This window comes from Mycoplasmopsis agalactiae 14628, from assembly GCF_000266865.1.
Taxonomy (GTDB): domain Bacteria; phylum Bacillota_I; class Bacilli_A; order Mycoplasmatales; family Metamycoplasmataceae; genus Mycoplasmopsis; species Mycoplasmopsis agalactiae_A.
The window spans coordinates 72,853-88,774 of the sequence record NZ_AJPR01000003.1 but is presented as its reverse complement, the minus strand read 5'-3'; the positions used below and the strand labels follow the sequence as shown (position 1 = coordinate 88,774).

The following is a 15,922-nucleotide window of genomic DNA, read 5'->3' as shown; positions in this document are numbered from 1 at the left end:
TCAACTCCTATAAAACTTATGTTATAAGTATATGTTTATGCCTATTTTATAGTATTAAAATTTAATTTTAATAGTTCGAGCTTACTTTCTGTGTATTCGTAATATTTTGCTAAAGATCCAAATTTTTTAGCTCGTAGTTTATTCAAAATAATTGTCGGTATAACAGTAAGGCTTACAAAAAGTATTAAAACAATAATTAACATCAGTCTACCAACTAATAGTTGCGTGAATTCAGCATCATGAATTAATGTTCTGTCAACTCCAATTAGTAAAAATAGATTTATTATTGGCACAAGGACACTAACAAATATTGCTAAAGCAACAAAAGTGATTGAAATTCATGCAGTAGGCAAGAAATATTTTTTCTTATTTAGTATTTCTACCTTATGACTCCTGCGGTTTTTTATCCCTCCAAAAATAGCTAAAGCAACTAGTGAAAAGCATCCTAAGGCATTTCAATTAGCCATTAGATCAGCAAATGAATATAACTTAGCCATAGCCATTGTATTATCATAAACTGGCCCATAATTTGAAGTATCAATATATCCTAGCGCGCCAATTAAGGTAAAAATAACTATAAAAGGAACTGAAATAATAACCGAATAAATTATTCCAACTATTGGCTTATGAGGATTAACTTTAGGCGCAAATTTTTCTCAAAATGGTAAGTCACCTTTAATTAGGAGATCTTCAATGTATCGAGGCATTCACATTGCAAAGCCATTTGCTATTCCTAAAACACCAATAGCAATAAAAATGTTCATTATACCAAAGATGATATTTGTAGCTCTTAGACCCATTAAATTAACTGAATAAGTGTGCATTTTTGCAAATGAGCCGCCATTGATAGACATAGATATTGCAATTATTAAATAAATTAATGTTGTCAGAGAAAGCCCAAAAAACAGTGCCATTGGTGTTTTACTTGGCTCTTTCATTTCAGATTGAATACCTGCTGAAACATAAAAACCATCATAAGCATAGAATATTGAAGAAATGGCCAAAAACATTCCTAATCCTGCACCAATATGGTTAAACTCTTGAATGCCTTTGCCTTGTTTTATTAACTCAGCATAGTTCTGATGTTTTTGAACTAATCATGAAACTTCAGAAGCACCGCCTTTATTTGTACCGACTAAGATAAAGCCTAAAAATGTAATAAAAATAAGTGGCGCTAATTTAATTGCTAAACTTATAATATTTTGAATATCCCCAACTTTAGAATAAAGTGCAGGAACAGTTAATAAATAAATTGTAAGAGCTAGTGAAATAAACATTCAGATAACTCAATCATGACTAGTTCCAAAGCCAGTTTTATTTGTTAAAAATTTAAGTCCATCTTGCAAGGAAATAAAACTATAAAGTGGAATGAAGAAAAAAACAAGCGGCAAGCACACATATGTGTTAAAGTCCTTGGAAACATTGTAAACAAATCTGCTATTAAATGTTTTGTTTCAGCTTGTCAAAGACAAATTATCACTTTTAGTTGATGATATTTCCACAAGCGCTAAAGCAATACAAATAACAGCGACTGAGGCTATAATTCAGGCAAAAATGGCTAAAATTAAGCTCCCATGTGAGCTATCTAAAACACTTTTTGACTTAAAAAATATACCTGCTCCAAAAGAGCTTCCAACTGTTATAAGCATTGCAGAAATAAAAGAAATTTTTTTTCTATTATTTCCAATGCTTTCCTCTGATTTTTTGCTCATTTCACTCCTTTATGATTAAAAAAGGACATAATTTATGCATATGCCTATAAAACAGCCATAAAAGTCAAATTATGCATTTAATAAAATAAAAATATTAAATTTTTATGCCTAGTAGTCAGTAATATTTAATATTATAAATGTATAATTAAAAATTATTATTACATTTAGCTATATATTTTAGTAAAAAAATTTCATATTTTTTAAGACACTCTAGCACTCAAGCAGGATTATTAATCATTAAGGAGAATTATGTTTAACAAAGTAAAAGGCACTAAAGATTATGAATCAAATGACATTGAAATACGTAATAAAATTTTAGACGAATTCTTGCATCTTGCTGAAGTAAATTGCTTTAATTTAATTGAAACTCCAATTTTAGAATCGGCTGATCTGTATAAAAGAAGCGTCGCAGGCAGCGACATTGTTAATAAAGAAATGTATGAATTCACTGACAAAGGAGATCGTAAGCTTAGTTTAAGACCAGAGGGTACAGCGGGTTTTATTAGAGCATTAATTGAGAATAAATGATATGTCACTAATGAAGGGTTTTGGCCAACAACTACTAAATTTGTTTATTATGGCCCAATGTTTAGATATGAACAGCCGCAAAAAGGCAGAATGAGACAATTTTATCAAGCTGGTGCAGAAATAATTGATAGTAAAAGCAGCGAATTAAATGCTTTTCAAGATGCTGAACTTATACAAATGGCAAGTAATTTGCTATCAGAATTAAATGTCAATTTTGTTTTAAAAATTAATTCAATTGGCGATCATAAATGCAGAGAAAAATATCAAGAGGATCTAAGAAAATATTTAGAAAATTACAAAGATGAGCTAACTGAAATAAGTCAAGAACGCCTTAAAAACAATGTTTTTCGTATTTTAGATGACAAGATTGATTCACAAAAGCCTTTTATGAAAAATGCCCCAGTGCTTAGTGATTATTTATCATCTGAAAGCGAAGACCACTTTAAAAAAACATTACATCTTTTGGATATTCTTGGTGTTGAATATGAAGTTGATCATTCACTAGTTAGAGGTTTAGACTACTATGATGAAGTAGTTTATGAATTTATGTCTTTAGATAAAAATGCTGGTGCACAAGCTACTGTAATAGGTGGTGGAAGATATTCAAATTTAGTTAAGGATCTTGGTGGCCCTGATTTACGTGCTGCTGGCTGAGGACTAGGAATTGATAGGCTAATTGATTTACTAAAGCTAGAAAAAGGCGAAGAATATAGTGAGTTAGTTGAACAAAATATTGACGTTTTAATTGGCACAAGTTCTGATGAATGTAAAGAAGAATTGTTTGCTATAGCTTCATATTTAAGAGGACTAGATCTAAATACTCATTTTGTTTATGAGCTTGCCAAAAATAAAAAAATATATGAAAAAGCACAAAAAATCAATGCAAGATTTTTAATACTAAATGATGAAAAAGACCCTAATAATCACTGCTTTATCAAAGATTTTGAAACCAATAAAAAAATCAAGTTTGATCCAAAAAATTTAGATGATTTTGAAAAAATACTTGATTTTATTGAAGAATTAGACAAATTTTCAGAAATTGATAATGATTAATAAAAAAGTTAGTTAAAACTTTTTCTAACTTTATAAAAATAATTAGAAAACTTTTAGAAATTATTCAAAGGAACTTATGAAAAGCAAATATATTAAAAACGGACTTTTGACTAAGAAAAATATAGGTAAAAAAGTTTCTCTATATGGCTGAGTTTCAAATAAAAGAAGATTTGGCCCACTGACTTTTATTGATTTACGTGACAGATATGGAATTGTCCAATGTGTCTTTGAAAAAGACGTGAACGTCACAAAAGAAAGCGTAATGTATGTTGAAGGATTAGTAGTTAAGAGACTTAGTCCTAATAAAGAAATTCCTACTGGAGATATTGAAATTAAGGTTTCTAAATACAATATTTTATCTCAGTCTGTTAATGAATTGCCCTTTGCAATAAGAGATGATATTGAAGTAAGGGAAGAGATTAAATTAAAATATCGTTACTTGGACTTGCGCCGTCCTGAAATGCAAAAAACAATTTTGTTTAGGGCAAAAGTAATGCATGAAATTCGCAATTTTCTTTATGAAAATGACTTTGTTGAAATCGAAACTCCAACCTTAGCAAAAAGTACCCCTGAAGGAGCACGTGATTTTTTAGTTGGCACAAGAAACAAAGGTCAATTTTGAGCTCTTCCACAAAGTCCGCAATTATTTAAGCAATTATTAATGATTTCTGGTTTTGAAAAATATTATCAAATTGCAAGATGCTATCGTGATGAAGACAGTCGTAAGGATCGTCAGCCTGAATTTGTGCAACTTGATATTGAAACTTCATTTTTAAAGGTCGAAGATTTTCACAAAACTATTGAAAAATTAGTTAAAAGAATAATGCTCTCAGCAGGAATTAATGTAAAAATTCCATTTCAAAAGATAAAGTATGCTGATGCAATTAAAGACTATGGCAGTGATAAACCTGATTTAAGATATGAGTATAAACTTACTGACATAGATAATTTTTGTGCCGACACTGATTTTTCTATTATTAAAGATGCTAAAAGTAAAAGAATGCTTTTTGTTGATTCGGTAATTAATAAAAAGGAATTTAGTGCTCTTGAAGAAATTGCTAAGAAAAACAAGGCAAACATATTGTTCTATTTTACAGTGGTAGACGGCGAAATTTCGCAAACAAACTTTGCTAAAAAAGTTCCTTTAGAAGCTAAAAAGCTTATTAATGAAAATGACAATAAAGATGGTACATATTTTGTTGTAGCTAATAGCTATGAAAATGCTTCGCAAGCACTAGGTGCTGTTAGAGTTGAGTTAAATAATATGTTTAACTATGCAAAGGATGAATACCGTTTTGCATGAATAGTTGACTGGCCAATGTTTGAATTTAATGAAGATGAAAATAAATGAGATGCTGCTCATCACCCTTTTACCCGATTTGCCCATGATTTGGGCGAATTGGACAAATTACCTATTGAGAAAATCAATGCTGTAGCATATGATTTAGTGCTTAATGGCTTTGAAGTTGCTGGCGGCAGCGCCAGAATTTATGACAAAGAAATGCAAGAGAAAATGTTTAATTTAATAGGCCTAACTAAAGAACAACAAGAGTCAAAATTTGGCTGATTTTTAAAGGCTTTTGATTATGGTGTTCCTCCACACTGTGGAATTGCTTTTGGCTTGGATAGATTAATAATGCTATTAACCAAACAAAAATCAATTCGTGATGTTATTCCTTTCCCTAAAAATTCAAAAAACCAAGACCTCTTAATGGACGCTCCTAGTGATGTAACTAATGATCAGCTAGCTGAATTAGGGATAGAATTAATTAAAGAGTAAACAAACTAATACATAAAGAATTTAAAAAAGTGACTTATGAAAACCAAGTCACTTTTTTGTTTATAAATTTAAGCTTTTTGACCAAAAGTACTAGAAAATAGCTGTTTGCAGTGCAAATCTAGCAACTAAACCAACAACTACAGATGCTAATAATGGGCCAACAATTGGAATTCATGAATATTGTCAATCAGAGCTTCCTTTATTAGATACTCTCATAATTTGGTGAACAATTCTAGGGGATAAGTCCCTAGCAGGGTTAATTGCATATCCTGTTGTGCCTCCTAGTGATATACCAATCACTGCAACAGTTAAACCTACTACTATAGGTTGTACAAATGGAATAGTTACAAAATGTCCTACAGCAACAACAGCAAATAATAATACTAATGTGCCGACAACTTCCATGCTGAAGTTAAAAATAACGTTTCTGTTTGATGGGCCAGTAGAGTGCATAGCTAAGAATTTATTTTTAAATTCTTCAGGTTCATTTTGACTTGTTTCTTTAACATGTTTTCAGTATAAAAAGTCTACTAAAAATGAACCAAGTGCTGCACCAATAAATTGCATAATTAGCACAATAATAAAAAGTCCATATGTAGGTAAAAATGTGTGACTAATTCCTTCAAATCCTCAGTCACGATTAGCAATAGCTGACATAATTGTAACAGCTGGATTAAGGTGCGCTACACCACCAAGGCCAGCTGATATTAAGGCAGCAACTAGCACTGCAAAACCTCAGCCTAAAGTTATAGTAATTCAGCCGGCATTTTGGCCCTTTGTGCCCTTTAATAAGACGTTAGCGACAACTCCATTTCCTAAAAGGATTAATAAAGCTGTGCCAAATAATTCAGTTAAAATAATTGGTAAAACTTGCATAATTTTCCTATTCTATATCCTTAGTTCAATTAAATGTTCTTTTTACAGCAACATCTCAACCTTTAATTAATTTATTAGCTTCGGTAGCAGAAATTTCAGGAGTAATTTCGAAATGTACTTTGTATGTTTGTTTGATTTCATCTATGCTACTTCAATAACCAGTAGCTAAACCAGCCATAAAAGCAGCTCCCATTGCAGTTGTTTCAATATTAACTGGCTTAATTACTTTAGATTGCGAAATATTAGATTGAAATTGCATCATAAATTTATTATTTGATGCACCACCGTCAACTTTAAATAGCTTAACAGGATCATTCATATCCTTGCCCATAGCACTTACAACATCATTAGCTTGATAGGCAATAGCTTCTAGTGTTGCTCTAACAATATGTTCTCTTTTAGTCCCTCTATCTAGACCAAAAATTGCCCCACGTGAATATGAATCTCAGTATGGAGAACCTAAACCTGTAAATGAAGGCACCACATAAACTCTTCTATCATCATTAACTTGTCCTGCATATCATTCAGTTTCTAAGGCGCTATAAACAATTTTCAAATTGTCTCTAAGTCATTGCACTGCTGCTCCAGCAATCATAACTGATCCTTCTAGAGCATAGTGAATTTTGTCTTTGAATGAATAAGCAATTGTTGTTAGCAATCCATGTGTAGATTTTACAATTGATTCACCTGTATTAGTAAGAATGAAGCATCCTGTACCATATGTAATTTTTGACTGACCCTTTTCTAAGCATAACTGGCCAAATAGTGCACTTTGCTGATCACCTATTGATGAAGTAATTCTAATTTGGTTTGTGTTATCTCTTGAAAATAAGTGTGGGAAAGTAATGCCATATTCTTCGCTACATGACTTAATTTCTGGAAGTATGTTTTTTGGAATATCAAATAATTTTAATAATTCATCGTCTCAATTATTTGTATGAATGTTGTATAAAAGTGTTCTTTGCGCATTAGTGTGGTCAGTCGCAAAGACTTTTCCACCAGTAAGCCTATAAATTAGCCATGTATTGATAGTTCCAAACATTAATTTGCCTTCAGAAGCTAGCCCTCTTGCATTAGGAACGTTATCTAATATTCATTTTACTTTTGTCCCTGAAAAATAGGGGTTAATGATTAATCCAGTTTTTTCTTTTACTAATTCAACTTGCTCTTTTGTAAATGACTGGCAATATTCAGCTGTTCTTTGATCTTGTCAAACAATAGCATTATAAATAGGCAAACCAGTTTCTTTATTTCAGATAACAACTGTTTCTCTTTGGTTAGTTATACCAATAGAATCAATTTGCTCAGGGCTAATTTTTGATTTATTTAGTACCTGAACTAATGTAGAACGCTGTGTGTTTCATATTTCAATAGCATCATGTTCAACTCATCCTTCTTTTGGAAAGTGTTGAGTGAATTCAGCTTGCTCAACGGCAATAATTTCACCTTTTTTATTAACTATTAATGCTCTAGCACTAGTTGTGCCTTCATCTAAAGTTAATATGTATTTTTCCATATAGTTATTCTCCTAGAGTTTTATGTTTCAGAATATAAACTTTTGCTTGCTAGCATCAGTATTTTTGCTAAAAACACTGCTTGATATTTTCTACTACCTTTATTTGAACTATCCTTTCAAAAATAATGCTTAAAATGAATTAAATAAGCATAATTAAATTATATAGATTGCCTTTTTTATCTAATTTTATGAAAAACTTTTACACAAAAATTTTGCTATTTTCAAATATGTCAATTTACCAAAAAACCTGTTTTATAGTAATAAAAATAGAGCAAGAGCTCTATTTAGCATTTAAATAACATTATTTTCTGGTTTTGGACCTTCTTGATATTTGCTGTTTTTAACAATTTTTAAAATTTCTTCATATAGATTATAAACATTGCCATAACCAAGTTTATCTAATCAGCCACCATATTCAGAATTGCCAGGGATAAGAACATAAACTTGTTTTCAAGGGTTAGTTACTTTTTCTAAAGTGTATTTATTATCTTTTTTGACAGTATGTTTAACTTCGGCACCATCAATACTAAAGTATTTATTAATTTCTAGGTTTTTATCTCTGAATGAATTTACTCTTTCACTATTAGTTTTACCCTTAGAAATTCTGTCAAAAAAGTCATTGTAATTGTCACCAATTTTCATTATGGTTTTCAATGGAACTTTCTTTTCACCCATTAGTTTGAAGCCTTCAGTATTTTTGTCCATTGCTTCCATTCTGTCTGTTTTATAGACCTTTTTGCCAAGTCTATAAGCCGCAGAAGAGTTAGTTCATGTAATTCAAGGCTTTTCCCTATAATTAGTTGTAAACTTTAATCTTTCAGCTAGTTTTTTAAGTTCATCATCTGACATTCCTTTGGTTTTTTCATCGCTAATGTCACTTTCATTTTCTGCTACATAAGGCATTGAGCCACGCATTCAGAATTGAAAATCTTGAACAAACTTAACACCGACTTTTTTAAGATTTTCTTTAACAGCATCTCTGACTGCTGTTGATTGGTTCATATCTGAGTTATAAAATACTAAACCACCATTTTCATGCACATAATTTATGAATTCAACAGCACCTGGAATTGCAAATCTATTAGCTTTAAGGTCATTTTTCTCTTTTTCAGCACCACTGTAGCCGCCATTAATCATTGCAGATGCTTCAGTTAAGTCATTTTGAAGCACTGTTTCATCTATGTCCATGAATACAACAGGCAGACTTTTGCTATTAGTTGCTTCAACCTTGCTTGTTTGCTCATTAAATTTTTGATTAAAATCAAACTTATCTTTATTAGATTCTTTCAATTTATTAAAAGCTAATTTAGCAAATTCGTATGATTGAGCCTTGCCAATAAGCGATTCAACTGAAGTTATATATCAAACAACAGCACCAAAGGTTCCAACGTCCTTATTTAGTTGGCTAATTAAAAAGTGTATTTGATCTTGAGTTAATTTAACATCGCTTTTCATAGCTTTTGCAAGAGATGTAATTGCATTTTCTTTTTCATTATCTTTTAGTGTGCTTCAAGTTGCTTTTAGCGAAGCAATTACATCATCAATTTTGCCATTTGAGCCTATTTTATTACCATTTTGGTCACCATTTGAATTTTCATTTTTTGTAGCTGGATCTTGACATGTAGCAGCTATTGATGGTAGCAAAATAACAGGCGCTGAGCCAATTAAAGCACCCTTTAAAAACTTTTTATTAATCATAATTAATAACTCCTTATAGGATCTGTTTTTTATATTTTTAAAAACATTTTTGTATGTAATAAAATTATACAAAATAACAAATTAGCCTATTAATAGTGGAATTTTTAGCTAAAAAAAGTGGAACAATCCACTTTCTTTTATTTAACTTGGTCTTCGTTGCCAAATTTCTCTCATCTTTCAACTTCATCATTGCAGTCTTTAATAACTTCAGGCACAAGGTCAAATGAATCTAGAATTGATCCTGAAGCTCTTTCATGGCCGCCACCACCTCATTTAACTGCCACATTTCTTACGCATGGGCCATTTGAACGATATTCAACTCTAATTTTCCCATTTTCTTCTTCATTGAAGAACACTCAAAATGGATAACCTTTTAAATTTGAAATAGAATTTGGTCTACATGCTTGGTTAGGAGTTTTGCCAAGTTTAATTGTTTCATCATAAGTTAGTGTAGTGTAAGCAACTTTGCCAACTGTTTTAAGATTTTCATAAATTTTATTAGATAGTTTAATATCCTGTAAATCAGTTTGAGCTAAACCTGTAAAAATTTTGTCAGCATTAAAGCCAGTTTTATATAAAAAAGCTGCTAATTCATGAGTTCTTGCTGATGTATCAGAAAACTGGAATCTTCCACTGTCAGTTACTATGCCTAAAAAGATATATTCAGCTGCCTTGGGACTAACTTTTCAGCCTGATTTATAGGCTAATTCGGCAATCATTTCTGCTGCTGCAATTCTAGATGATTCAACTCATCTAGTACACTTATCTAGATCGTCATCATTAGGATGATGGTCGATTCTTAGTGTTTCAGCAAATAAATTTTTGTCTAAATATTGACGTAAATAAATTCTCTCTTTGAAGTTGGCATCAACAATTACTCCTAGTGATTGTGCAAGTAATTCATCACTTGGCTCACTGTCAAAGTCGAAGTTTAAAAATGAGAATGAGCCATTGTTATCACCAATTGCATAAACTTTTTTATTAGGATAGTTATCTTTTATTAATTCTCTTAGGCCAAATTGGCTACCTAAGCAGTCACCATCAGGGCGCGTATGGTGGAAAATTATGATTGAATCATATTTTTCTATTAAATTTTTTGCATCATTAAATGAACCTATTTCCATATGTTGAGCCATACTTATTTTGCCTCTCATTCAATAATTGCTTGATTTAAATCATTAATTACATCATTAACTTGGCTTCATTCTGTTAATGTAATGCCAGCTGCATTATCATGGCCACCACCACTATATTTATTTGCCACTTTATTAACTAAAGGTCCATTTGAACGAAGACGTCCTCTAATTTTTCCATCTTCTAATTGGATAAAGAAAGCTCAACATGAATTGTCTTCAATATCAGCTAGCTCATTGACGAATGTGGCTGCTTTAAGGCTATCTATGCCAAATTTTTCTAAAACTTCATTGGTGATTTCGTAGTATAAAACTCTGCCTTGCTTTTTGAAATTTGAAAGTATTTCACCAGAGAATTTTATATCTTCCATTGTCCTTTTACTTAGTTCATTAAAGATAAATTTAGGCTTTAAGCCACCTTTTTCATATAAAAATGAAACTAATTGATGTGTTCTTGCAGAAGTATCAGGATATAAGAATCTGCCACTATCAGTTACTATACCTAAAAATACATGCTCTGCAGCTTTTTGTGTAACCACTCAGTTAGCTTCATAAGCAATTTTTGCAATCATTTCAGCAGCAGCAACATAGTGTTCATCTACTCATAAATATTTATATTCAATGTCGCTATCATTAGGATGATGATCTATTCTTAAGGCAGCAGTAAATTTTTTATTTAATAATAGTTCAGCACACTCGATTCTATTTGAGCTTGAAGCATCTACCACAATGCCAAGAGAGTCTGTAAAGTCAATTGATTCAATTGGATCATATTTATAGTTCATAAAGTCAAATACACCCACATTATTTCCAACTGTATAAACATTTTTTTCAGGGTAGTTAGTTCTAATTAATTCAGCTAGCCCAGCTTGTGATCCTAAGCAGTCGCCATCAGGGCGAATGTGATGAAAAATGACTATATTTTTGTACTTTTCTATGGCATCAATAGCCACTTTTGCATTACCTATTTTCATTTTGCCTCCTAATAAAATTTATATTATGTAAATTATAAATTATTTATTTTTAATAGTTTTTTTAAAAAAATAAAACAGCCAACTGTGTTGTACAAAAAGGCTGTTTTATAGGTTTATTTGTTAAATTTTAATATTTCTCAATTAACATAAATTCCATTTTTAATTAAATGATTAATTATTTCATTATAAATAATGTCATTAATTGTTTTATTACTCATTAGAATGTATTTATCTAAACTATTAAATAAAAAATAAAGTGATTTAAGTTCTTTTGTTCATCTTTGGTTGTTGGTACACTGGCCACAAATAAAACCACCTTCTGAAAATTTAAAATCAACTAAATTAGCAGGAGAGTTGCAATTAATGCATCTGTGATGATTTGGCTGAATCCCATTGTAATTAAGGGCTTTTGATACTATGTAGGTAATCATATATCTAAGTGGATTTCCCTTAGTTTCAATATCTTCAAAGCCGTTTTTTACATAGAAATCATATTTAAGCAAACACTCCTCATAAGCATCAAAGACTTCTTTAGAATTACTTTTATAATTTTCTAAATAAAGCATCATTTTAGCTATGAATTTAAGAACCAAATTATCTTCATAATGAGGCATAATAAGTAGTGATGCTTTTTTTAACTTACTTAATTTATTTACGAATCTTGCTTTAAAATAGTCTATTTCGCAAATAGAGCCAATTTGTAAATTTTGCCTATTTTTAGAAATTGTTTTAGCAACTCCAGGTGCAAAAAGTTTGAAAATGCCATTAGTTCCTAAAACAGTTACTAATGCTGCATTTTCATTTTGTACATAATCTTCAATTTTTAAAACAATAACTTTTTCAACTTTTTCTGCCATAATAGTTTAAATCGCCCAACAAATTTAAGTTAAATTTATATTCAATTTTTGGATGTTAGTATATATTTTTATATTGATAATTTTAAATTTTGTTTTAATTTTAATAATAATATAATTTTATCTACAATTATCATATAAATACTAAATTAAAATTCTAAACTGCATTGCAAAGGTAGGGCTTTAAATGACAAACAATGAAGTTGAAAAGATTTTTATAGAGATTTTAGAATCAACACCCGGTGTAAGACTTGATTTAGAAGAAGGCACCACTGATCATATTGCAGACTTTAATGTGCATGAAAGTGATAAAGATATATGGAATTTTAGTGCATCAATAAAAATACTAAAAAACACAAGCGCAAAAGAGTTAGTTAAAAATATAAGTAATTTGCTAAAGTATAAGCTTGTCAAAAAAGGTCAAAAAGTTGGCAAAATTAATTTATTCATAGGAGAGTTGATAAATGATTAAGAACGCTAAGGTTATTGATGGCACAATTTATTCAAATTTAATTATTTCTGGTGCAAATAATTTAATTAACAACAAAAATAGAATTGATGCACTTAATGTTTTCCCTGTTCCTGATGGTGATACTGGAACCAATATGTCTAATACTGCTGATGCAGCAGCAAAAGCGCTTAAAAATTTAGAAAATACTGCTAATCTTGCTGAAGTTTCTGCAGTTGTGTCTAAAAACATGCTCCTTGGTGCTCGGGGAAACTCAGGGGTCATCTTAAGCCAAATTTTTAAAGGATTTGCCAATTATTTTGCTGATAAAAATGAAGTGACAGTTTTAGAATTAGTTGAAGGATTTAAAAGTGCTACCAAAAGAGCTTATGAATCAGTTCTTAAACCTGTAGAAGGTACAATTCTTACAGTAATACGTGAAACAACTGAACAGCTAGCTAAAAATGTAAATGAAGAAACAACTCTTGAACATTTCTTTGAAATGGCGAAGGATTATTCAAGAGTTGCTTGTGATAACACACCAAATTTACTAAAAGTTTTACGTGAAGTTGGTGTAGTTGATTCAGGGGGCGAAGGTTTAGTTTCATTTATCACAGGGATGCACAGCTATGTAATTGGTAATCCTGTTGAAATTCAACAAGTTGAGCAGTCAATTGATAAATTTATTAGCTCTGATGAAGTTTATAAAGGTGAATTTGGTTACTGTACTGAATTTATTATTGAATTAAATAAACCTGATGAATTTGATAAGTCTGCCTTTGAAAAACATATTTCTAAGTTTGCTAATTCACTTGTTATTGTGCAAGATGCTGAATTAATTAAAGTACATGGCCATACTTTAAAGCCAGGTGATATGCTTAACTATGGTCAAAAACATGGTGAATTTATAAAAATTAAGTCTGAAAACATGACCTTGCAAGCTGAAAATTCTAGAACCAACAGAAATAACAGCGTTGTAATCAATGATGCAGTTGCACAAGGGAACAAAAAATGTGGAATTGTCTCATGCAACCTTGGTTCAGGTTTTATTGACAAAATGAAAGAATTAGGTGCGGACGCAATTATTGAATGCGGTCAGACTCAAAACCCATCTGTTACTGATATTTTAGAAGCAATTAAATCAGTTGATGCTAAAGATGTTTTCGTGCTTCCAAATAATCCTAATATTTTTCTAGCTGCTGAACAAGCTGCTTCAGGAATTTTTGATAAAAATGTTCACATAGTGCCTACTAGAACCCAAATTCAAGGAATTAATGCAATCATAGCTTTTAATAGCAATTCAAATAGCGATGAAAATAATGAATTAATGAAAGAAGTTATGAAAATGGTTAGAACTGGCGAAGTCACAATGGCAGTTCGGGACACAACTTTTAATGGCGTAAAGATCAAAAAAGATAACTTTATTAGCATTCTAGATGGCAAAATCATTTCATGTAAAGCTTCATATCTAGAAGCTGCAAAACATTTAATTAAAAAAGCTGCTAATGATGAAACTGAAATTATTACTATTTACTATGGTAATGATGCTTCAGAACCTGATGCAATTGAATTGGTTGACTATATCAATAGATATTATGACTGTGAAGTTGAAGTTGTCAATGGCAATCAACCTAATTATCATTTTTTAATAGGATTTGAGTAAGAAATTATGTATAGAATAGCTTTTGATGTAAACGGAAATGACAATGGTGTTGCTGCAGCAGTTAAGGCTAGCTGTCAGTTTTTAAAAGAAAATGATAATTATGAAATTATTTTAGTTGGCGATGAAGCTTTAATTAATAATGAGCTTAAGTTAGTTGAAAATGTGCCTAACTCACTAAAAATAATTAATAACCCTAATGTGCCTTCTGATGTTAAAAACTTCCATAAATCATTAAGAGAAAACACTTCAATGAATGATGCTATTGACCTTGTTGCACAAGGCAAAGCTGATGCTGTTGTTTCTAGCGGTGATTCTGGAACTTATTTAGCTTGTGCTACCTTTAAATTAAAGAGATTGCAAGGAGTAAGCCGTTCTGCATTTATGCCACTTATGCCTACAGTTGTTGGTCGCAAGTTTTTACTTTTAGATGTTGGTGCTAATATTGAATGTAAAGCAGAATACTTAGTTGAATGAGCAAAAATTGCTAACGTCTACGCGCGTACTTTGCTAAACATTGTTAATCCAAGAGTTTCACTAATTAACATTGGAACTGAGGATTATAAAGGGCTAGAAATAGTTAAAGAAGCTGCTAAAGAGTTAAAAGAAAATAAATTCATAAATTATGTCGGCTACAGTGAACCAAGATATTTATTAGATGGTGTTGCTGATGTAGCAGTTATTGACGGTTATGGCGGAAATTTAGTGCTCAAAAGCCTAGAGGGCGCAATTTTAAGCTTTAAGAACTTGCTTAAAGACAAAATTATGGCTAAGCCAATAAGAAAATTTGGCTATCTATTCCTTAAAGGAGCCTTTCAAGATGTAGCTGAAACATTAGACTATAGAAATGTAGGAGCTGCATGATTAATTGGGCTTAATGGACTAAGTATTAAATGTCATGGAAACAGTGACTCTAAGGCATACTTAGGTGCACTAAATCAAATTAAGTTAGTTATAAAAAACAGTGTTCTAGAAGTTATCAAGAAGGAACTAAATGACAAGCCACATGAATAGCATTGAAAATTTTTTAAGCAATTTTAATATCGAGCCAGCAAGCTTATCAGTTTATAGACAAGCTTTTACACACGGCTCATCTGTAGCTAATTCAAAAGGCAAGAATTATCAAACTTTAGAGTTTTTAGGTGATGCAATATTGCAGTTCTATGTATCTGCAATACTTTTTAATTCCTTTAAGGACAAAAACCAAGGCCAGCTTACCTTAATAAGATCGAAATTAGTGTGCACTGATTCGCTTAATCAAATTGCCGATGAGCTTAAACTTAAAGACTTTTTAGTGCTCTCAAGCAATGTCGTTGCTACTGAAGTGCTTAGTTCTAAAAAAGTTGGCGCTGATATTTTTGAATCATTAGTTGCAGCTATATTTTTAGACCAAGGATTGCCAAAAGTTAAAGAATTTTTAGACAAAACATTGTTGCCTTTAGTTAAGCAGTATAAAGAAGGCAAAATTGAGCTTAAAGATTCAAAAACCAGGCTGCAAGAGCATATGCAATCTTTTAGCAAAAAAACTGTCTTTTATCAAACATACCAAAGCGAAAATAATTTATTTAAAGCAGAAGCTATTTATGAAGGCAATGTTTATGGCTCAGGAGTTGGAAAAAGCAAGCATGAAGCCGAAGAAAATGCTGCTAATGATGCATTAAATAAATTAATAATGTCTAAACCATAGTAT

The 15,922-nt window shown here is 31.0% G+C and carries 13 protein-coding genes; 6 read left to right on the top strand and 7 right to left on the bottom strand.

Annotation, left to right across the window (positions count from 1 at the left end):
- Positions 1-41: 41 nt before the first annotated feature.
- Positions 42-1,712 carry an APC family permease gene (locus MAGB_RS00415; RefSeq protein WP_004023861.1) on the bottom strand — a complete coding sequence of 557 codons (1,671 nt, stop codon included), beginning with the start codon at positions 1,710-1,712 and terminating at the stop codon, positions 42-44.
- A gap of 249 nt (positions 1,713-1,961) precedes the next feature.
- Between MAGB_RS00415 and hisS the strand changes: the two genes are divergently transcribed.
- Positions 1,962-3,293, top strand: coding sequence for a histidine--tRNA ligase (gene hisS, locus MAGB_RS00410; RefSeq protein ID WP_004023860.1), 1,332 nt, complete (start codon positions 1,962-1,964; stop codon positions 3,291-3,293).
- Positions 3,294-3,369: 76 nt separating this feature from the next.
- Positions 3,370-5,073: an aspartate--tRNA ligase gene (gene aspS / locus MAGB_RS00405; RefSeq protein WP_004023859.1), complete on the top strand. Its 1,704-nt coding sequence runs from the start codon at positions 3,370-3,372 to the stop codon at positions 5,071-5,073.
- Between the two features lie 90 nt (positions 5,074-5,163).
- Here aspS and MAGB_RS00400 read toward each other — a convergent pair whose 3' ends face one another.
- From MAGB_RS00400 to recO, 6 genes are all read right to left on the bottom strand, one after another.
- Positions 5,164-5,949 (bottom strand): MIP/aquaporin family protein, encoded by a 786-nt coding sequence (locus MAGB_RS00400; protein WP_004023858.1) that lies wholly within the window; start codon positions 5,947-5,949, stop codon positions 5,164-5,166.
- Positions 5,950-5,956: 7 nt separating this feature from the next.
- Positions 5,957-7,465 (bottom strand): glycerol kinase GlpK, encoded by a 1,509-nt coding sequence (gene glpK / locus MAGB_RS00395; protein WP_004023857.1) that lies wholly within the window; start codon positions 7,463-7,465, stop codon positions 5,957-5,959.
- 291 nt (positions 7,466-7,756) lie between these two features.
- On the bottom strand, positions 7,757-9,163 hold the full coding sequence (locus MAGB_RS00390) for an HAD family acid phosphatase (protein ID WP_004023856.1): 1,407 nt from the start codon (positions 9,161-9,163) through the stop codon (positions 7,757-7,759).
- A gap of 137 nt (positions 9,164-9,300) precedes the next feature.
- Positions 9,301-10,287 (bottom strand): DHH family phosphoesterase, encoded by a 987-nt coding sequence (locus MAGB_RS00385; protein ID WP_004023855.1) that lies wholly within the window; start codon positions 10,285-10,287, stop codon positions 9,301-9,303.
- Between the two features lie 14 nt (positions 10,288-10,301).
- Positions 10,302-11,270, bottom strand: coding sequence for a DHH family phosphoesterase (locus tag MAGB_RS00380; protein ID WP_004023854.1), 969 nt, complete (start codon positions 11,268-11,270; stop codon positions 10,302-10,304).
- A gap of 113 nt (positions 11,271-11,383) precedes the next feature.
- Entirely contained in the window at positions 11,384-12,127 is a 744-nt protein-coding gene (gene recO, locus MAGB_RS00375) for a DNA repair protein RecO (RefSeq protein ID WP_004023853.1), read from the bottom strand.
- A gap of 184 nt (positions 12,128-12,311) precedes the next feature.
- On the opposite strand from recO, the gene MAGB_RS00370 reads away from it, so the two are divergent.
- From MAGB_RS00370 to rnc, 4 genes are read left to right on the top strand one after another with little or no spacing between them, the layout of a single operon-like run.
- Positions 12,312-12,596 (top strand): hypothetical protein, encoded by a 285-nt coding sequence (locus MAGB_RS00370; protein WP_004023852.1) that lies wholly within the window; start codon positions 12,312-12,314, stop codon positions 12,594-12,596.
- The gene (locus tag MAGB_RS00365; protein WP_004023851.1) at positions 12,589-14,235 is read left to right on the top strand and encodes a DAK2 domain-containing protein; all 1,647 of its coding nucleotides are present in this window, start codon (positions 12,589-12,591) and stop codon (positions 14,233-14,235) included. Before MAGB_RS00370 ends, MAGB_RS00365 begins: the two co-directional genes overlap by 8 nt.
- A 6-nt stretch (positions 14,236-14,241) precedes the next feature.
- Positions 14,242-15,246 carry a phosphate acyltransferase PlsX gene (plsX, locus tag MAGB_RS00360; protein WP_004023850.1) on the top strand — a complete coding sequence of 335 codons (1,005 nt, stop codon included), beginning with the start codon at positions 14,242-14,244 and terminating at the stop codon, positions 15,244-15,246.
- Entirely contained in the window at positions 15,239-15,919 is a 681-nt protein-coding gene (gene rnc, locus MAGB_RS00355) for a ribonuclease III (RefSeq protein WP_004023848.1), read from the top strand. Before plsX ends, rnc begins: the two co-directional genes overlap by 8 nt.
- The last annotated feature ends 3 nt before the right edge of the window (positions 15,920-15,922 follow it).